Origin of the sequence: Parashewanella tropica (genome assembly GCF_004358445.1) — a bacterium.
In the GTDB taxonomy this organism is placed as follows: domain Bacteria; phylum Pseudomonadota; class Gammaproteobacteria; order Enterobacterales; family Shewanellaceae; genus Parashewanella; species Parashewanella tropica.
Genome location: NZ_CP037951.1, coordinates 580,170 through 599,967 on the forward strand (window position 1 = coordinate 580,170; position 19,798 = coordinate 599,967).

Here is a 19,798-nt window from a genome sequence, read left to right on the forward strand (position 1 = left end):
TGAAGATGCAACTTTCAGGGCTTATTCAGCGTTGTATTATTCGAGGCGTGAAAGTACAGTAATAGCGGGTTAATTCAAGCTTTCACAACAAAGAAGAATCAATGCTGAAAAGCCCACGCAGTGCGAGTTTATTTGCCATTTATACAGCGTTATTTACCCTTGAAATAGCACAACTATTCCTACGGATAAATGCCTTGCCTTAATGGCAAATAATTCTCGCTGAAATCCTGCATCTGCAAGTATCACGAGTATCTATTTTCCAGATCCAATTGCCTTTTGCACCCGCTTCACGAATAATCAGCAAGTATTGTTACAAAAGTGTCAATAATGACAATTTAGCTTATTTACTTGCTATAACACCCGCATTGGATTTTGTATGAAGCTGACTCGAGTACTCACTAAGAAGCTTGCGTTATTTTGGCTGCTGTCTTTATTGGCCGTAGCAGTCGTGTTCATGTCTAGTTCTTTAATCAGCTTTTTCCATCTTGCTAATCATTTACAAAATAAACAAGTCGATGAGTTGCAAAGTATGCTTGTTGAGCATCGGCATCAATATACTCAATGGAATTTAAATGACTGGCTCCCGCCAGTATTGATGAGCTATAACACAGTAAGCTTTGAGGTCAGAAAAGAAAATAAGGTGCTGTTTCATTATCAGGGCAATATTCAGACTCGTTTTATCAATGAATATCAATTTAGCTTAGATAAAAACAATACGATTAACGCCACTTTAAAACTCGAATCTCCTTACATGCAACATCAAATCAGTCAATTTGAACTGATTTTATTGTTGATTACTTTGGGGTTAATTGGACTATTTACCTTTTATGGCTATCGCTGGATAGAAAGTCAACTGAACGGCGTGGAAGAGTTAGCTGCGAGAGGGCAAATGATCCTTGAGAAGCGATTTGATCAAGCGCTATCGGAAAAAGGCCGAGGGCAACCTAGGATCATTAATCATGCTATGACCTTGTTGTTAGAAGAGCTCAAAGACGCCCACAAAGAAAGATCACGATTTGATAAATACATTCGAAGTAACACCTTTTTAGATCCTGAACTTGGGATAGGTAACCGACTTTATCTTAAAAATAGACTCGCCGCCTTATCTAACGAACAGGGCATGATGTCCGATGGTGTGGTCTACTTTTTGGAGATGGAAGACCTTGATTTTTTGCAGCAAGAAGAAGGTGAAGAAGCCATTCGAGGTTTTTTGACGACGTGCTTGAGTGCCATTGACGTTGCGCTTCAAAGCCAAGCAAACAGTTTTGTTGCTCGTCGGTCGTTTAATCAGTTTGCCATTGTCGTTCCTCAGCTGTCTTTGTCTGACGCCGATAAATTAGCGGGTCGAATATTAAAAATTTGCTTGCGACTGCCTTTACCGACTTCCAAAAGAATGGATGACTTTTTCCATATCGGTGGCGCATTTTTCAGTGTCGGCGATGACAGTAAATCAATCTTAGACGAAGCTGAAATGGCGTTAAGGGCCGCTCAATTTCAGGGAAACAGCAGTTGGTTTATGTATGAAAAAGAGTCTGTGATTGAAGATGTGAAAAAGGGCTCTGTAAGATGGCGTAGCTTGCTCGAAAACGCCATTGAAAAGCAAAGATTCGTCGCCTTCGTCCAAAAAGTCATAGATACTGAGCAGCAAACCCTCTATTTCGAAGTATTTTCACGGATAAAAGAGTCCAAAGACAGTTTTATTCGTACCTCCCAATATACGGCTATGGCGGCAAAGTGCGGGTTAATGCCACAGATCGACCGCTTAACCATCGAATCTTTATTGCGATTACATTTAAGTAAAAAGCAAAATCGACAATCACAATATTGTATTAATTTACATGTGGATTCCTTATTGAGTGAGCGATTTCGCAATTGGCTGAAGACTTTTCTTATTGAGCAATCGAATTACGTGCATCAACTTATTTTTGAGATTTCAGAGCCAGTTGCGGTAAAACACTCCAATGAAGTTAACCAAGTGTTTTCTTTGGTGTCCTCCTTAGGCGCGAAAATCAGTATCGACAGTGTTGGTCAACAAGTGGTTGGTAGCCAATATCTAAAGGAATTGAAAGTAAACTATGTGAAATTACATAGATCGATTGTGAGACAGATCCACCTTCGCCCTGAAAATCAGTTATTTGTAAGAAGCTTATATGGCGCTTTATATCGCACCGATGCAAAAATCATTGCTGAAGGAGTAGAAGCTTTTGAAGAGTGGCAAACACTACAAGTGCTTGGGGTGAGTGCTGGTCAAGGTAGTTTTTTTAATGATTTAACACAATTGTCATAACCATTCTTCATAATGCGGCTGAGTGAGTTTTGTTCAGAAAATGTTGTTCCATACTGTTGAAAAAAATAGTGAATTTCTACTCTAAACCGTAAGTTTTGTTCGGTTTTCCTTGACCAAATAGCGCCAATTGTTGGAAAATCGTCAAAAGTTTGCCTTATTTCACCGTCTTGAATAAGGGGCTTTGGTCAAAAATAAAAAGAAGATAAAGGCAATTAATGGGTAATGTGCTGTCCAGAAAATTGGCGTTTTGGAAGAAGCCTACAGAATCGATAAATATAGGGATTTATATAGATAGCACTCATGTATGGTGTTTTACCAAACATGGGGTTGAGCTTGATGCACCTCAACGTTTTACTCGTGATGAGGGGGGGCTCAGTATTTTCAAAACCATCAGTGAGACTTACCCACAAGCTCGACTGCATATCATCCTAGGCCAAGGTTGTTATCAACTTCTACAGGTAGACAAACCACAGATCGATGAAGCTGAACTAAAGCAAGCATTAATTTGGTCAATCAAAGATCTGGTTTCCACTCCAGTGACTCAATTACATCTTGATTACTTTTCTTATTCCATTGCGAACAATAACAAGCTGAATGTTGTTGTTTCCGAGAAAGCAATGTTACAACAAATGGTATCGGCGGCTTGCGAACAAGATCTCACTATTACTGGGATAAGTATTGAAGAAATCGTCTTATCCAATACTCAAGGTGAAGCTGAGCAAGCGCGGTTAATGTTGTGTCATCAAGAAGGGGCTGATTTACTCTTGGTGGTAATAAAGGATGGTGAATTGTGTTTACAGCGTCGAATTCGTGGGTTTCATGCATTAAACGCCATGAGCAAAGATGACTTGAGTTATGGGGCAGCAGATACCTTAAGTCTCGAAATTCAACGCTCAATGGATTTTTATGAAAGCCAATCTCGTCAAGCACCAATTAATAAAATTCAGTTAGTGTTGGGTGAACGTGGCGACGATCTAAAACCATTACTCGCACAAAATTTACAACAGCCTATTGAAAGCTTAAATATAGAAAATTACTCGCTTTGGTTGGCCGAATTGGCATTAGAAGAGTTCAGCCAAACTGAAGATACAGAGAAGGTTAACCTATGACAGTAAAAACTCGGGTTAACCTACTTTCAGAAGACTTACTCCCCAAACGGCTAAAGTTAAGTTTACCGCGTTTGTTGTCGGCTTTTGCCGTCATTTTGAGTTTATCTGTAGGGCTAAGCGTCATACTTTGGGCAAAAGATGATGCGCTATCGGCAAAGATGCAGCTACTTCAAAACCAAAGTCAGCAAATCCAAGCACAACAAAAACAACTGGAACAACAGCTGGCACTGCATCAGCCCGATCAAGCATTAGCGCAAGAAATTGAATTAAAACGTAAGCAGCTTGACATTAAACACAAGATGATTGCGGAGCTGAATAATGATAGTAAGCTTCAAAGTCGCAGTTTTGACGCCATGCTGGAAGATTTAGCTAGAGTAGCGGATGGCAGTTCGTGGTTAACCGATATTGAGGTTCATGAAGGCAAGCTAAAGTTATCAGGCGAAACTTTATCGGCTCAAAGTGTTCCTGCATGGATCCAACGCTTGAGTCAAACTCACTCATTTGCAGGGCAAAAATTCAGTGATTTACAGCTACAAAGAGATGAGAAAGGTGTGATTCATTTTCATTTAAGCACTGATTTCTCAAAGGCTCCTAGTGCAACAACAGCGGTTGCTGAGGGGAATCAATGAAATTGAACTATAGCCAATGGCAAGATAAGTTTGCTCAGTTAACCCTAAGAGAACGAGTACTGATCGCCGCTTCATCAGGTATACTGCTGCTTTGGTTGTGTTCTCTGCCTGTAGAACATTTATATCAAAAGTGGTGTGATCAAAAGCAGGCATATAAAGAGCTTGAACAACAAAACCAATTATCGAACCAGTTGATCCAAACGTATCGCCAACGACTCGAAACCGATCCTAATCAGGACTATCGAGCTCAAATTCAAGCATTAGAAGAACAACAAAATGCACTAAATGAAAGACTTGAAGGGCAACTGGTTGATATGGTGTCGGCGACCTATATGCCGACGCTACTTAAAGATATTTTAAGTAAAACAACAAATGTGAAACTTACTGGTTTAACAACAGTGGCACCAGTACCAGTTCTATCATTGGATGATAGTTCTTCAGAAAACCTTTATCGACACGGTTTGCAGTTGAAGCTCACAGGGGATTATTTCGGATTCATCAAGTTTGTTTCGGCCATCGATGCATTGCCCAACAAGTTGTATTGGAAGCGAGTCAATTACAAAGTGACTCAATATCCAAAGGCTGAAATCGAATTGGAACTTGAAACGGTGAGCATTAACAAGGAACTTATCCGTGTTGCAAATATTCAATAGCTCAATCAAAGCCAGCCTGATCATCGGTTTAAGTTGTGGTGGCCTTTCTCATGCGGCCACTTTGAATGATCCTACCCGTCCAGCGGTGATGCCAAATATTAAGCAGGCAGGCACAGTTACAGTAAAGAAAAGCCAATCAGGGTTAACCAGTATCATTTCAGGAAAACGTCCGGTTGCCATTATTAACAACGAAATCAAATCAGTAGGCGATAGCATCAATGGCAGCAGAGTGGTAGCCATCAAGCCAACCCAAGTGATTTTGGCGAACGGAAAAACAATAAAAATGTTTGAATCAATTGCTTCAGCAGAGGGTAGACACTAAAGATGAAAGCGAATGCCTATTTAATCACTTTGTTGTCTTTAGTGCTTGTTGCATGTCAAACGACACAAAGAACTCAGCCTAGGATAGCAAAAGCAGAATTGAGCCAAGCCATCTCTGCTCAAAATAATCAGCAAAAGCCACTATCCCCACCACCGGCTTTGCCAACTGAAGTCGAGCAAGAGTTAGCCAATAATCAAACGTTTGGCTCAAATCAATTGGTACCACAAGAACGTCGATTCGATGTTAATGCTAGTGATGTTGACGCTAAATTATTCTTTGCCAGTCTGGTTCAAAACACACCATTGAGCGTGGTGGTACACCCGCAAGTAACGGGCAAAATTTCATTATCACTAAAAGCGGTGACCTTGTCGGAAGTATTGCAAGTTGTTCAAGATATCTATGGTTATGAGATCAGTCGTGAAGGCCGCATTTTACGAGTTTATCCAGCAGGCTTGAGAACGGAAACCTTCCCAGTGAACTATCTGTTTATGAAACGCCAAGGCTTATCGTTAACCTCAGTGAATTCAGGGCGTTTATCAGAAAACAATAATAATAATCGCAACGGCAATTCTAATAATAACAACTCGAATAACAGCAATAACAACAGTAACAACGCTAATAATAACGGCAATAACAATGGTAATAACGCCAATGGAAATGGCTCTTCCAACGGCACCTTTATTCGCTCTAGCACTGAAACTGATTTCTGGAAAGACTTAGAAAAAACCTTAAGTACCATAGTGCACAGTGGTGAAAATGGCCGCCAAGTTGTGGTAACGCCTCAAGCAGGATTAGTGACGATTCGCGCCTATCCTGACGAATTGCGTCAAGTTCGAACCTTTTTAAATACCGCTGAATCACATCTGCAACGCCAAGTGATCTTAGAAGCGAAAATTATCGAAGTCACACTTTCTGATGGCTTCCAGCAAGGTATTCAATGGAGCAAATTAACCGATACGATAGGTAAAGGCGGAAGTACCAGAGTGAACTTTGGCACCAGCGCTCCAGCCAAAGGTATTGGGGATGCCATCAGCGGTGCATTAGGTGGTGTGACCTCATTATCTTTCACTGGTACCGATTTCTCTGCGGTAGTGAATTTACTGCAAACTCAAGGGGATGTAGATGTACTATCAAGTCCAAGAGTAACGGCATCGAATAACCAAAAAGCAGTATTAAAAGCCGGTAACGACGAATACTTTGTCACTAATGTTTCATCCAACGTGGTGACGACTGGTAATGGTGGCGCCGTATCACAGCCTGATGTTGAATTGACGCCATTTTTCTCGGGCATCGCGTTAGATGTGACCCCACAAATTGATGATAATGGTGGCGTGTTACTTCACGTTCACCCCTCTGTTGTAAACATCAATGAGCAAACGAAAAGCATTAATATTGGAAGTGATCCATTAGTCTTGCCACTTGCGCAATCTGAAATTCGAGAATCAGATACCGTCATTAAAGCCAAAACCGGTGACGTGGTCGTAATTGGTGGCTTAATGAAATCAGAAACCAGTGATCAAGTTTCAAAAGTACCATTATTGGGTGACATTCCACTTATCGGTGAAGCTTTTACCAATCGTCGAAAAGTGACTCATAAGACAGAGTTGATTATTTTACTTAAACCCACTGTGGTTGATGAAAGCACTTGGAAAACAGAACTCGAACGTTCTAAGCAATTGCTTGATCGCTGGTATCCAGAAAACTGATGTATTTACAGCATTTCGGTCTTACAGAGCTGCCATTCAGCTTAACCCCAAATACCAGTTACTTTGTTGAACTGGGGCCTCACCTTGAAGCCATGCAAGTGCTACAAACAGCACTACAAATGGGTGAAGGCTTTATTAAAGTTGTGGGTGAAGTCGGCAGTGGTAAGACCCTGTTGTGCCGTAAATTGATGAATGAGCTGCCAGACGATTTTCAGTGCGCTTATATCCCCAATCCTTATTTAACGCCAAGTGAACTCAATTGGGCTTTGGCTGCCGAACTGGAAATAGAAGCGCAATCAGAAGTTAATCAAGCCACCCTAAACAGCTTGATCCAAAATCGTCTTATCGAATTAGCTGCTGCTGGAAAAACGGTCGTGCTTGTGCTGGATGAAGCGCAAGCGATTCCTGATGACACATTAGAAGCCTTGCGTTTATTTACCAATTTAGAAACAGAGCAAAGAAAGTTATTACGCTTCGTCCTCTTTGGTCAGCCAGAATTAGATCAGCGTTTAAAGCAGGATAAATTCCGACAATTAAGGCAGAGGATCAGTTTTAGCTACGATCTGAGATTACTGACCGAAAATGAGGTCAATAACTACATTCAAAAGCGATTACGCGTGGCTGGGTTAACTGGCGCAAGTCCTGTGAGTGATAAGGTGGCGAAGTCCATCACTAAAGCGGCCAGAGGCACACCAAGACTGGTGAATATTTTGGTTCACAAAGCCCTTTTACTGGCCTATGGCGAAGGTAAGCACATCGTTACTCAATCTCATATCAAGACCGCAGTGCAAGATACAGATGATACCCAATGGGCAGGTTGGCGATCAAAGTGGATTGCAGTATTGATCGCAATGACATTGCTGATAGGTGTATCAGCAAGCTTATGGTTAAGCGGAGGTCCGTCATGAGCGTGATTAATAAAATGCTCAAAGATCTAGAGCAAAGACAGCAGCCCCATGATTTGAGTAACGTATCCAGAGTTCAAGTTACCGAAACTGAAGATAACTCTTGGAAAAAAGCCATAATCATTCTGTTGTCTCTAATATTGGTTTTAGTCACAGCGGCTTGTGGGTATTGGGTGTATTCCAATCAACAATCTAACCTTGAAGTTCAACCTAGCAAGGAAGTGAGTATTGCCAAAGCGCCTTTAAAAACTCCTTTACAAGAAGAAACGGTAAAAGCTAATGAGCCGAAAGCAACGCCCGTTGCTGCTACAAAATTAGAATCGGCAAAAATACCAAAAGTGGTGGAAGCCCAAGATAAAGCTCAGTCAAAACCTGATGTGGCTAAAGTGAGCGTTGAAAAATCCGTTTCGAAACCGATTCAGCCAGAGCCGAAACCCGTATTGCAGATCAAAGAAGTAAAGCTAACGCCAAAGCAATTAGCGGCCAAGTTTTATAAACAAGCGGTGCAAGCACAAGAAGACGGCGAGTTAAATTCAGCCATCGAGTTGTTCACCAAAGTGTTGGATTTAAATTCCGCATTTCATCAGGCAAGAGAGAAACTAGCCGCGCTCCTATACGGAAAACAGCAATACAGTGAAGCGATGCAATTACTCGGTGATGGCATCAACAAATATCCTAAATACAGTATGTTTGCACTGTTGTTGGCTAAAGTGCAGTATCAGGTAAAACAGCCTATTGAAGCCTTATATAGCCTAGAAAAAATTCCCAACAGCAGTGAACTCTCGACTCAAAAATGGGTGCAAATAGGTCGTATTGCACAGCAGCAAAAACAATATTCTCGTGCAGTTGAAGCCTATAAGCAGCTAACACATATCGAGCCGAATCAATCTCGCTGGTGGTTAGGATTAGCGTTTAACTTAGATTCACAGGCTGAGTATGCGCAGGCCAGCAATGCTTATAAACAAGCACTGCTGAGCAGCAATTTATCACCAGCCAGTGAAAACTATGTTCAACAACGGTTACAACAGTTAGCGGCTCACTCGTTAGCTTCCAAAAAGGACGGTAGCGCCCAATGAAGCCAAAATTAAAAAAGCGTCTCGGTGACTTACTGGTCGAAAACTGCATTATTTCAGAGCCTCAACTCATGCAGGCGTTGGCTGAGCAGCGAACCAGCGGAAAAAAACTAGGCCGAACTCTGATCGATCTTAGCTTTATTTCAGAAGATCAATTACTGGCGTTTTTATCGCAACAGCTGAATATTCCTTATCTAGATATCAGTCGCCGCCCCATTCCAGAAGAAGTGGTTAACCTGATCCCTGAAGTACAGGCGCGTCGGTATCGTGCTTTAGCTATCGAAGCTAATGAAGATACGGTAAAAATTGCCATGAGCGATCCCGCCGATCTGCAAGCATTAGATAGCCTAGAAGATTTATTAGCGCCTAAGCATATTTCTTTAGTGGTAGTGCCTGAGCAGCAGCTGATTACCGCGTTTGACAACTTGTATCGCCGTACGCATGAAATCGCCCAAATGGCGGGTGAGTTAGAGCAAGAATACGCATCCGATGACGTGTTTGATCTAGCTTCGCTTGGTCAGGATGACACCAACAGTGAAGCAACGGTCGTTAAACTACTGCAATCGATTTTTGAAGATGCCGTACAAATGCGAGCGTCGGATATTCATATCGAGCCGGGCAACGGTAAGCTTTATATCCGTCAGCGTATTGATGGGCAGTTGTCAGAAACGGTATTAAAAGAAGCCAATATTGCCAATGCTTTGGTATTAAGACTTAAGCTGATGGCAGGCTTGGATATTTCTGAAAAACGTATCCCACAAGACGGTCGTTTTCATATCGAAGTTCGCAAACATAAAATTGATGTGCGTATGTCAACCATGCCGATTTATCATGGTGAATCGGTAGTGATGCGTTTGTTGGATCAGTCTGCTGGGTTGTTAACGCTAGATGAAACGGGGATGCCTCCACACATCCTTAAAAAAGTTCGCCAGCAAATTAAACGTCCTCACGGCATGTTATTGGTTACAGGACCAACAGGTAGTGGTAAAACGACCACGCTTTATGGCGTATTAAGCGAGCTTAATACCGCAGAGCGAAAAATCATCACCGTTGAAGATCCTGTGGAATATCAATTACCACGCATCAACCAAGTGCAAGTTAATCATAAGATTGGTTTAGATTTCTCAAGTGTGCTTCGTACCACTTTACGTCAAGACCCCGATATCATCATGGTGGGTGAGATGCGTGATAAAGAAACCGTAGAAATTGGTTTACGAGGCGCACTCACAGGTCACTTTGTATTATCGACCTTACACACCAATGATGCGATCACCAGTGCCATGCGACTCCTCGATATGGGCGCGGCGGGATATTTGGTTGCCAGTGCATTAAGAGTGGTGATTGCTCAGCGATTAGTTCGCCGAGTTTGTCAAAATTGTGCGATTGATTACAAGCTTATCGACTCTGAAAAATTGTGGCTATCTTCCATCAGTAACCGTGATATTTCCCAAGCCAATTTGAAAGTCGGTAGTGGCTGCCAAACCTGTAATGGCACGGGATATCGTGGTCGAATTGGTGTATTCGAAATGTTGGAACTCGATGAGCATCTCATGTCGGTGATGCGTACTGGGGATATTCAAGCCTTTGCCAATGCGGCTGAGCAAAAGAAAGACTTTATTCCGTTGTCACAAGCTGCGATTGATTACTTCTTACAAGGCATGACGACGATTGAAGAAGTCGCCAAACTCGTAGAAACCGTTGCCGAATCACCACAAGACTTGAATGAATCTGCTGAACTGAATGTAGGCGCTGAAATTTAATTATGCCATGGTTCGAATATAAAGGCCGTGATAGCCAAGGTAATGAAGCTAAGGGACGAGTTGAAGCAGCCTCGGAGTCAGCTGTCGCTGATATGCTGTTGTCTCGTGGCACCATTCCGTTGCAAATTACCACAGCCAAAGAAAACTCTGGTTTTGATATCAGCCGGTTACTTCAACGTCAAATTAACCTCACTGAGCTGCAAATCTTTACTCGGCAAATGTATTCGCTGGTCAAATCTGGTATTCCGATTTTACGCGCTATTGCAGGCTTGGCAGAAAGTACTAACTCCAAAAAGCTCAAACGGGCACTGACTGCCATTCACGAGCAACTTACCTCGGGAAGACAGTTATCGACAGCAATGAACCAACACCCAGATGTGTTCGATTCTTTATATGTTTCTATGGTTCATGTTGGAGAAAATGCCGGTAAGCTTGAAGAAGTCTTTCTACAGCTGTCGTCATACATTGAACGAGAGCAAGAAACCCGACGTCGTATTAAAGCGGCAATGCGTTATCCCATTTTTGTAATGCTTGCTATCGGTATTGCCATCACGATCCTAAACATCTTGGTTATTCCCAAGTTTACTGCCATGTTCAGTCGCTTAGGTGCAGACTTACCTTGGGCGACAAAATTTCTCATTGCTACCTCTGATGCCTTTGTAAACCATTGGATGATCATGCTGGCCGTATTAGCTGGCTCTATTGTCGGGATCAAATCTTGGCATAGTACAGACAAAGGTGAGAAGCAATGGGATTTGTGGAAACTTAAATTACCTGTCGTCGGCTCTATCATCGAGCGTTCAACCTTGTCTCGTTATTGTCGTAGCTTTGCGATGATGTTGAACTCAGGCGTACCCATGACACAAGCATTAAGCCTTGTGGCTGATGCGGTGGACAATAAATACATGCACGATCAAATCGTCGGTATGCGTCGAGGCGTGGAATCGGGTGAATCTATGCTAAGAACCTCAGCCAACAGTAAACTATTTACCCCTCTGGTATTACAGATGGTGGCTGTTGGCGAAGAAACTGGCCGAATTGACGATTTGCTTACCGATGCTGCTGATTTTTATGAAGGCGAAGTGGATTACGATTTAAAAAATCTAACCGCCAAGCTTGAGCCGATTTTGATTGGTATTGTAGCTGTCATGGTATTGATTCTAGCCTTGGGTATTTACTTACCTATGTGGGACATGATGAATGCAGTTAAAGGCGGTTGATTGTGAGAATGGATACACAGCAAAAAGCCGATGCTAATGTTTCGCTACAGTTAGTAAAAATGGCGGCAATTTGCGTCGTACTGGCGGTGATTGGTTATGCAGCAGCGTACATTGAACCTGATATTGAAAAGGTAGATAACCAAGCGTTTAAGCAAGAATACTTACGGCTACAACATGTGTTAGGTGTGGTACGTAATCAATGGATTATAAGGGGTAAGCCGCAATCCATTAATTTGAATTGGCAAGATTTGAATGCAATCACTCAACCATTAAACAGTAGCAATGAAATCGTAGCGACAACAAAGGTGAAGCTGTCTAGAGATGGTTTTCCGCTACTGAACTCAAATGATGTTCAAGGCTGTAAGTTGTTATGGAATCAATTAATGGGAACAAGTCGTATAACCCTCAGGCTTGTGACTGATTACCATACATCGAAACAACACTGTGAATATAAAGTTCCCAGTGGTGGCACCATTATTTATCAGTTAGCCATTGAAAAGCTGAAATTTATTGAAGTAAAGGCTTTAAAAGAGTAGTAACTCTAGTGTCATCACTTTAAAATAAACTATTTGTAAAATTAAAGTTAATTGTACAATTGATAATGTTGTTCGGCTAAAATAGCCATCAGCAACAAGAATTGGAGTAGTAGACCGAAGTGACCGTTTTTATAAATAAGCTTCGCTTTGGTATTACGTCACGGAAGATTTTAGTTAGTCGTATAACTAATACGATTATTCGGGGTATACCGTTTGTGACTTTTTGGCAAACAGTAGGTATTAATAAATACGTGGACGTAATAAGAGAATTGAAATGAAACAAAAACAACAAGGATTCACACTAATCGAATTAGTGGTCGTAATCATTATTTTGGGTATTTTGGCGGTAACTGCAGCGCCTAAGTTTATTGATTTACAAGAAGATGCTAGAAAGTCGACATTACAAGGTGTCCAAGCTGCGCTGCAAGGTGCAAATCAACTGCTTAATTCAAAAGCACAAATACAACGGAAGGCTGGTAAAGCTAATCAAGATATCACCGTTGATGGTGGAACCGTAACCGCTAGCTTTGGTTACCTTAACTCGGTAGATGACACTGCTAAAGTTAAAGCAAATCTTGAAAAAGTTATGGATATGACTTTTGCAACAGCAACAGCAGGTACTGCAGTTAGTGGTAACGAATTTGGTGTTATTTATAAGAGTGCAACTTCTTTTTTCATTATTCCTCAAGGTAAAAAAGACTCTGACAACTGTCGCTTAGAATACGTTCCTGCAACAGCCTCAACAGCACCTACCTATACAGTTAAATCTACAGACTGCTAATTTATTTAAGGGAAAAAAAAATGAAAAAACAAAATGGTTTTACTCTAATTGAGCTAGTGGTAGTTATTATTATTCTTGGTATTTTAGCTGTAACTGCAGCTCCAAAGTTCCTTAATTTTCAATCTGATGCTTTGAAGTCAACGGTTTCTGGATTAGAAGGGGCTTTAAAGTCTGCTGATAGTTTAGTATATTCAAAATCAGTCATTGCTGGTAATGATGGAACAGCAAAAAGCTCGACGAATGGACCAGAAGTTACTTTACCTGGAAACAAGAAAGTAGCGTTAAATTATGGTCATCCAACTCCTGTTTGGAGTGGTTCTCTAGAAAATGCATTAGATATAAACGCTGCTGCAAGTGGAACGACTACTGATTGGCTTTTTAAGGTAGTAGCTTCTGAAAATGCTATTTATTTTTACCCTCAAGGTCAAAAAGATCCTAAAGCAAGTTCTGATGCTGGAAAGTGTTTTGTGAAGTATACAAATGGCCTTTCGGCAAAAGGCAGTGCTTCAGTGACGAAAGATGTAAGTGCTTGCTTATAGTAAGTTAGCAATTATTAAAGAGCCTCTGTTTTAGAGGTTCTTTAAGTAACAAATAGTTTTAATCTTTTGATTTAACTTTAATGTGGCTCCTAGAACAACTTTACCCTTCCGATAAAAACCGCTAAATTAACTTCCTCTCTTTATCTAAAGAAAAATTCATATCACGGATGATTCTCAACCGAGGTCATTGTTATGAAACAACATCAAGGTTTTACCTTAATAGAACTGGTCATTGTCATTATTATTTTGGGAATTTTGGCGGTGACGGCAGCCCCTAAATTTATCAATTTTCAAGGCGATGCTCGTGTGTCTGCGCTTAAGGGCGTAGAAGGCAGCTTAAAAAGTGCCAATGCTATGGTGTATTCAAAAGCACTGTTAGTCGGGGAAGAGAAAAAGGCAACGGGTAGTGTAGATATTGGTACGGGAACCAATGCGGCGACCAATTATGGTTATTTGCAAGCGACACAAACTGAACTAGAAAATGCGACAGATCTTAAGTTCGATGCAGGAACGTCTCCCACAGCAACGGGAACGAATGACTGGATAATTGACGCTACCACCACTACTGGACAAGCCATCATTTGGCAACGTGGCGCACCCGCTGGTTGCAGTATTACCTATACAGGGGCAACGGCTACTGCTAACCCTGTATACAGTAGCTTACCTTCAGCCAGTGATTGTTAATATTAGCGATGCTTTAGATAAGTCGTTTTATCTTGGCTGAACTTCTGAACTGGAAAATAACAGTGTTGAAACACTGTTATTTTTTTGCCAGTTAATGCACTATTGATGAGTTGCCGCAATACGATTAAAAACAATAACAATGACGCAGGTTAGCCGTATTAACAGATCATCTCACACGACCAGAGGATTTACCTTAATTGAACTGATCGCCACTATGGTGTTGATTGGTATTCTTGCTGTCAGTGTGGCCCCTAAATTTTTTGGACCCAGCAGTTACAGTGCTTATGCGGTTCGCAGCGAGTTAATCAGTTATTTACGGAATACCCAGTTACGAGCAATGAATAATACTGATCAATGCTTTCGATTTTCGGCGACCTCGCAGGGCTATCAAGCCTTAGTTGCTGATAAAAATAGCAATGGTAGTTGTGGTGTATATCGAACTTTTCTTCCAACCAATTCTTGGCCTAGTAATGTCGAAGTGACATCTCACCTTTTTACTACTCCAACAACGTTTTATTTTGATTTTTTAACCAGTGGTGCGTTACATAAAAATGGCACGTTTTCTCAGAATATTACTATAACCATAACGGCTGGGGACGCCATAAGGCTTCAGATTTCGGAGGCAGGGTACATTCGTGGGATCTAAATTCAAAAGTAAACAGGGCTTTACTCTGATTGAGTTAGTTGTGGGAATGATGGTACTCGGTATTGGCCTTGTACTAATGGCCACCATGTTATACCCACAAGCTGATCGTGCGGCTGAGAATATACATCGTATGAGGGCTGCGGAATTAGCTAAGTCACTGATGAATGAGATCTGGTCAAAACGTTACGATCCTAATTCTGGGGTTGGAGGTATTCCTGCTTGTGGTAGCCCTTCAGGAACAAGTTGCTCTAGTCCCTCCTCTTCAAGTGTAAAAAGCCGTAATAGCTTTGATAACTTGAATGATTATAATGGCCTAAACCAAAACAATTTGATGTTAGATTCCAATCAAACTTACGCTCAGCGTTATCCTAATTATCAATTAAATGTTTCGGTGAGTTCTACTAATCTAAGTGTATCTAAGACGATTGTGATCACTGTTACAACACCACTGAATGAAGCCATTCGGTTTACTGCGATTAGGAGCAATTATTGATGATCCGCTCCTTTAAGAAAGCCATAGGTTTTACTCTTATTGAATTAATCACAGTAATTGTGATTTTGGGTATTGTATTGGTTGGAGTCAGTAGCTTTATCACCTTTGGTACCCGAATTTTTGTAGATTCAACCAGTGTTGACCAAGTCTTAGGTGAGAGTCGTTTTGCAATTCAGCGAATGACAAGAGAGCTACGCACAGCTTTACCTAATAGTGTTCGTGTGAATACTGATAATGTCAGTTATCAATGTATTGAATTTGTACCAACTATAACCTCGACCAGTTATATCCAACTTCCGTTAACAGCACCTTCGAATACGGCAATCGTGTTTCGTGATGATACCAACAGTAAAATTAGCATTTTCCAACGCGCTTATGTGTATCCGATAAACGCTAACGAAATTTATATTACCAATACCCAAAACTCGATTGCAGCAATGGTTTTTGGAAGTAGAGGAACCAGTAATCCTCCAGCCTCATCTCCCTCTTTGACCGTTACATTTAATGCGCCTACTCGATTTAAATATTCATCGCCACAAAAACGAATCTATTTTACGAATTTTCCGGTCACCTATTGCATATCTGGGGTATCACATAAAGTCGAGCGTTTTGAACGTTATGGCTTTAATACGGCGTTGCCAACGCCTCAAAATCGAGGCTCAGGCAGTGTGATCGCTCAAAGCCTTGTAAACGATATAAGTAATGCTTCAGATAGACCCTTTAACTTGCTGCCATCCACACTGCAACACAGTGCCATTATTCAAATGAATTTAAGGTTCGAAGTGCTAGGGCAAAGTATGTCATATCAACATCAAGTACAGGTGCCGAATGTTCCATAACAATCATAAATTGATAAACCGAACAAAGCAGCGTGGCAGTATGCTGGTGCTGGGTATTTTTATCCTTACAGTGATGTTTTTACTGGCGGCCACCTTAATTAAGGTTTCACAAAACGAAGATCAAGCCATTACTATTGAGGTGCAAGGTGCAAGAGCTTTATTTGCAGCGAACAGCGCAATAGATTCGGGATTAGCGCGGTTATTTCCTGTTAATGGTGGTTCGGCAAGTTGTAATCTAACTAATCCTGACTGGATCAACTCTGATCCTGCACTTGCGGCATGCGATGTTACTTGGAGTTGTCAACGTTTCAATGTGCCTGCTGTTGGTACGCAATACAAGTTAACCGCCAAAGCCAAATGTGGCAATGGCGAAAACCGAGTGAGTAGAACCGTTGAAGTAATGGCGAGATAATAATGAAAATAACCAAGTTTGCTCAGTTTTACTCAGTTGTCTTATTGTTATTTGTTGGCTTATGTTCGTGGCAAAGCCATGCCATGGACGTGGAAAATTTTTTAAAGTTTGGTGCAACACAGCCCTCTAATAACTTCAATTCATGTCGAACTTTTGTTAGCCAAAGCTCTAGTGGGTGTGTGGTTTTCGCTAAACCTTTTGCGCAAGGGCAGATTCCGTTGGTTTTTATCATGCCGACGATTTCGGCCAATAATCCAAATAATGATGGACCAGCATCAATCTATATCACCAATATCAATCGATTTGGGTTTACTTGGGAGCAAAGGCAACCACCAAGGAGTTCTCAGTCAATACCAATGAGAGATGTTCACTGGTTAGCAATTACGCCAGGAGCGCACACCTTTCCCAATGGGCAAGAGTTGTTTGCTGGAACAGCGCAAGTTAATTCAGCTACAAACTTAAATCGTTCTGATTGGACAACAGTGACTAACGATGCGGTAGATTACGATGCCTTTATGACTCAGCTTCAGACAGATAACAATGACGACCGTTGTTGGGTAACTAGTGTTAGTCAAAGAGTTCAGCGGAATGGTTTAGTCAATGGTGATGTAAACCTTGAAACATCGAAAGTATTTTACAGTTCTTTTTTTGGTAACCGCTGTACAAGTAGAAGAAGCTTTTTTTTCAATGGTCATTTAGACGTCAATGAGGAAACCGTTGCGTATCTTGGGCTAAAAATTGGTAGCGGTATCGTAGATTACAATGATAGTAAACGGTTAAGGTTTCAATTTGGTAATGGGAGTAACTTACAATTTAGTGCTGTTCAAAATTTGAGACAGCAATGTAATTATACGACTCCACTTACAGGTTTCAGCAGCACACCGTTTTTAATTGCTAAAAAAATCACCCGAAAAGGGGGAGATGGTGGTTGGCTGCGTCGTTGTCGATTAAATCAGAACCAAGTGAGCGTGGTGGTGGATGAGGATACTTACGGTGCAGACCGAAGGCATACTCGTGAAGAATATAGTTTTGCTGCATTTGAGTTAATTGATAAACAGCAATCATTAATCCATCACTTTGAAATGCAATACAGTGATTCTCCTTTCACTTGTAAACCCGAACCTATAGCCATTAGAGCCTGCGCAGATCAAAGTTGTAATACCTTGTATCAAGGAGCGGTCACCGCCACTTTATCCCCAAACATTAGTAGCGCTTTTGGAGGTTGGTTGATTGATGGTAATCGAGTATCGCAAGTGAACTTTACAGCTGGCAGGGCGATGGTTGATATGAGTTACTATTCTACAGAAGCGATTCGTATTGGTATTAGTTCATCTTCTCCGCAGGCCTTAACTCCAACCTTGTGCAAAAAAGGCAATGGGGCCGCCAGTACACAAGCATGCTTAATGGATTTTTCAGGCAGTGGCTTTATATTTTCGATTGATGATGAGTACGCAAATAAATCTCAAACTGTACTAGTTGAAGCCAAACGTTTAGATAATCAAGGACGTTGTGTTCCTTTGTTTAGAAATAAGCATCGCTGGGTTGAATTTTCAAGTAAATATATCGAGCCAAGTGCACCACTTAATACAGCCAACGTCACGGTCAATGGACAGCCGATTTCAAAGCAAGCTAATAATCCCAGTGAGTTAAGATTACGTTTTAATGGGCAAGGGCAAGCCTCCATTAATGTGAATTATCCTGAAGCGGGCAAGGTTGAACTTAATTTACAATTCCAAAACAATAGATTGCAACTAAAAGGCAGCGATCAGTTTGTCCGCTCTCCCGTTGGTTTTTGTTTTAAGCCCTCAGAATCTAAGGGGGAATATAAAGGCGGTTTTGATGCAAATAGCGCATTTAAAAAAGCGGGAGAAGCGTTTAATTTAAATCTTTCAGCAAGAGCTTGGCTTCCAAATGATGATGGTAACTATTGTAATAACCCAATTACTAAGAATTATGGTCAGCAGGGGATTAAATTAACACATAATTTGGTTGCACCGACTGTAGCCGAAGGTGGAAAAATCGGGAGCATCAGTAATCTTAGTTTCGACTATCAACCATCAGTTTCAGCTAACATAGTAAAACAATCTGTTTCTGAAGTGGGCGTATTTACGTTTACCGCAACCGCGCCTAATTATATGGACAGCAATAAATCGATTGCGGTTTCGACCACAAAAAATATTGGCCGTTTTGTTCCTGCGAGTTTTGATTTAATCACGAATACGACGCTAGGAGCTTGCACAACAACGGGTGAGCCGAGTACAAATTTTACCTACTTCTCACAGCCTTTTAGTAGCAAAATTACGCTAGAAGCACGTAATGCAGATAATGTCAGAGTGAATAATTATCAAGGTGATTTTGCTAAAGCCAAATTGCTGATTACGGCTCAAGATGGCAATACCCTAAATTTCACAAGTAGAGTGAATGGCTATGAAACTCAGGCAGAGCAAACTCCTTGGTTGAGGGGGCGAAAAACGGTCTCATTAACGCCTAATATTGCTCGTGAAATTGCGACAGCTTCTAATAAACAGCCAAAGAATTCCCCTGTAAATCAAATGCAGATTGGTTTAATTGTTGATGATCAAGATGGTTTTATGGGGAAAGTTCAAGGAGAAGATCTCACTCTTCCCAATTGTACTACTGAGCCTTGTAAAGCGCGAAGATTATCGACGGAGCGATTTGTTCAAGGTCGTTTAGTGGGTGAAAATAGTTATGGCTCAGAGCACCTAGATATTCCAATGGTGGTTAAAGTTCAATATTGGAATGGAACAAATTGGATTGATCATAAAGCTGATGTTTGCACGCGACTCAACAGATCTGACATCAATTTAAAGTCTCAGGTCAATAATCCTACTTTGGGCTACTTGTTTTCTCCTACTCTATTAAATGGGCAGAGTATAGAGCGTGGCTTAACACCGTTTACCGCTTCTCAAACTCGCTTTGCTAATGGTCAATCTAAGCTTACATGGCGAGCAAACGCTTCTTCTGGCGTAATAAAATATACTGGAGAGGTTGTAGCTCCAATACCTGTCCCTGATTATTTGAAGTGGTATTGGCAATGGGATGGCGTCAATGATTTGAAATTACATGATCCAAGATCAAATGTATTTTTCGGTCGCTTCAGAGGTCATGACAGAGTGATTTACTGGAGAGAAGTTCAATAGCAATCAGCAAGGTGTAAGAGAGCTTTAAATTAGCTCTCTTTCT

19 protein-coding genes are annotated in these 19,798 nt (G+C 41.2%); all 19 read left to right on the top strand.

Features of this window, described 5'->3' with window-relative positions:
• Positions 1–376 precede the first annotated feature (376 nt).
• The 19 genes from csrD (at position 377) to E2H97_RS02550 (ending at position 19,755) form a co-directional block, all read left to right on the top strand.
• Entirely contained in the window at positions 377–2,287 is a 1,911-nt protein-coding gene (csrD, locus tag E2H97_RS02460) for an RNase E specificity factor CsrD (RefSeq protein ID WP_133405655.1), read from the top strand.
• 215 nt (positions 2,288–2,502) lie between these two features.
• Positions 2,503–3,396, top strand: a complete 894-nt coding sequence (locus E2H97_RS02465) for a type IV pilus biogenesis protein PilM (RefSeq protein ID WP_133405656.1) — start codon at positions 2,503–2,505, stop codon at positions 3,394–3,396.
• The gene (locus tag E2H97_RS02470; protein ID WP_133405657.1) at positions 3,393–4,025 is read left to right on the top strand and encodes a PilN domain-containing protein; all 633 of its coding nucleotides are present in this window, start codon (positions 3,393–3,395) and stop codon (positions 4,023–4,025) included. The genes E2H97_RS02465 and E2H97_RS02470 overlap by 4 nt, the downstream gene beginning before the upstream one ends.
• The gene (gene pilO, locus E2H97_RS02475; protein WP_133405658.1) at positions 4,022–4,678 is read left to right on the top strand and encodes a type 4a pilus biogenesis protein PilO; all 657 of its coding nucleotides are present in this window, start codon (positions 4,022–4,024) and stop codon (positions 4,676–4,678) included. The genes E2H97_RS02470 and pilO overlap by 4 nt, the downstream gene beginning before the upstream one ends.
• Positions 4,659–5,000 carry an MSHA biogenesis protein MshK gene (locus E2H97_RS02480; protein ID WP_133405659.1) on the top strand — a complete coding sequence of 114 codons (342 nt, stop codon included), beginning with the start codon at positions 4,659–4,661 and terminating at the stop codon, positions 4,998–5,000. Before pilO ends, E2H97_RS02480 begins: the two co-directional genes overlap by 20 nt.
• 2 nt (positions 5,001–5,002) lie before the next feature.
• Positions 5,003–6,706, top strand: a complete 1,704-nt coding sequence (gene mshL, locus E2H97_RS02485; RefSeq protein WP_133405660.1) for a pilus (MSHA type) biogenesis protein MshL — start codon at positions 5,003–5,005, stop codon at positions 6,704–6,706.
• Complete coding sequence (locus tag E2H97_RS02490; protein WP_133405661.1) at positions 6,706–7,614, top strand: ExeA family protein; 909 nt, start codon at positions 6,706–6,708, stop codon at positions 7,612–7,614. Before mshL ends, E2H97_RS02490 begins: the two co-directional genes overlap by 1 nt.
• Positions 7,611–8,687, top strand: coding sequence for a tetratricopeptide repeat protein (locus E2H97_RS02495; RefSeq protein ID WP_170308226.1), 1,077 nt, complete (start codon positions 7,611–7,613; stop codon positions 8,685–8,687). The genes E2H97_RS02490 and E2H97_RS02495 overlap by 4 nt, the downstream gene beginning before the upstream one ends.
• Positions 8,684–10,444: a GspE/PulE family protein gene (locus tag E2H97_RS02500; protein ID WP_133405663.1), complete on the top strand. Its 1,761-nt coding sequence runs from the start codon at positions 8,684–8,686 to the stop codon at positions 10,442–10,444. The genes E2H97_RS02495 and E2H97_RS02500 overlap by 4 nt, the downstream gene beginning before the upstream one ends.
• 2 nt (positions 10,445–10,446) lie before the next feature.
• Entirely contained in the window at positions 10,447–11,664 is a 1,218-nt protein-coding gene (locus tag E2H97_RS02505; protein WP_133405664.1) for a type II secretion system F family protein, read from the top strand.
• Between the two features lie 8 nt (positions 11,665–11,672).
• Entirely contained in the window at positions 11,673–12,200 is a 528-nt protein-coding gene (locus E2H97_RS02510) for a hypothetical protein (RefSeq protein WP_170308227.1), read from the top strand.
• A gap of 274 nt (positions 12,201–12,474) precedes the next feature.
• A complete protein-coding gene (locus E2H97_RS02515) occupies positions 12,475–12,981 on the top strand; it encodes a type II secretion system protein (protein WP_133405666.1) in 507 nt (168 codons plus the stop codon).
• 20 nt (positions 12,982–13,001) lie between these two features.
• Positions 13,002–13,520, top strand: coding sequence for a pilus assembly FimT family protein (locus tag E2H97_RS02520; protein WP_133405667.1), 519 nt, complete (start codon positions 13,002–13,004; stop codon positions 13,518–13,520).
• 192 nt (positions 13,521–13,712) lie between these two features.
• A complete protein-coding gene (locus E2H97_RS02525; RefSeq protein WP_133405668.1) occupies positions 13,713–14,204 on the top strand; it encodes a prepilin-type N-terminal cleavage/methylation domain-containing protein in 492 nt (163 codons plus the stop codon).
• Positions 14,205–14,343: 139 nt separating this feature from the next.
• On the top strand, positions 14,344–14,850 hold the full coding sequence (locus tag E2H97_RS02530; protein ID WP_133405669.1) for a prepilin-type N-terminal cleavage/methylation domain-containing protein: 507 nt from the start codon (positions 14,344–14,346) through the stop codon (positions 14,848–14,850).
• Positions 14,840–15,343 carry a type II secretion system protein gene (locus E2H97_RS02535; RefSeq protein WP_246029043.1) on the top strand — a complete coding sequence of 168 codons (504 nt, stop codon included), beginning with the start codon at positions 14,840–14,842 and terminating at the stop codon, positions 15,341–15,343. Before E2H97_RS02530 ends, E2H97_RS02535 begins: the two co-directional genes overlap by 11 nt.
• A complete protein-coding gene (locus E2H97_RS02540; protein ID WP_133405670.1) occupies positions 15,343–16,182 on the top strand; it encodes a PilW family protein in 840 nt (279 codons plus the stop codon). The genes E2H97_RS02535 and E2H97_RS02540 overlap by 1 nt, the downstream gene beginning before the upstream one ends.
• Positions 16,172–16,594 (top strand): MSHA biogenesis protein MshP, encoded by a 423-nt coding sequence (locus E2H97_RS02545; protein ID WP_133405671.1) that lies wholly within the window; start codon positions 16,172–16,174, stop codon positions 16,592–16,594. The genes E2H97_RS02540 and E2H97_RS02545 overlap by 11 nt, the downstream gene beginning before the upstream one ends.
• Positions 16,595–16,596: 2 nt before the next feature.
• Positions 16,597–19,755 carry a DUF6701 domain-containing protein gene (locus E2H97_RS02550; protein WP_133405672.1) on the top strand — a complete coding sequence of 1,053 codons (3,159 nt, stop codon included), beginning with the start codon at positions 16,597–16,599 and terminating at the stop codon, positions 19,753–19,755.
• Positions 19,756–19,798: the final 43 nt, after the last annotated feature.